Here is a 252-nt window from a genome sequence, read left to right as displayed (position 1 = left end):
TTCCACTAGGAGGCTTGCTCCCTTCAGATCTTCAGCACTGACAAGCGTCGTCAAAGACACTTCTTTTTTCTTTCCGTCTTTAACAAGATAATATTTCGTTTTCACTTCGAGCGTCTTCTGAAGATCGTTTAAAATGGACAGCATTTCAGCGATATCCTGAGCTGACAGCTCTGATACAGACTCGAAATCGGCTACCGCTTCAAGACGTTCTCCAAGAGCCATCAAGTCATTTTCAAGGTTCGGATTGTTATC

Annotated in this window: 1 protein-coding gene; it reads right to left on the bottom strand. The window is 43.3% G+C overall.

All coding sequences use genetic code 11. From position 1 onward, the window contains the following. Positions 1-252: processed acidic surface protein (locus CH339_RS25860; protein ID WP_111436871.1), on the bottom strand; the 252-nt coding region annotated here is incomplete at both ends.

It is taken from the genome of Rhodobium orientis (assembly GCF_003258835.1).
GTDB lineage: Bacteria > Pseudomonadota > Alphaproteobacteria > Rhizobiales > Rhodobiaceae > Rhodobium > Rhodobium orientis.
The sequence above is the reverse complement of the archived record's forward strand: the minus strand, read 5'-3'. Positions and strand labels throughout refer to the sequence as shown.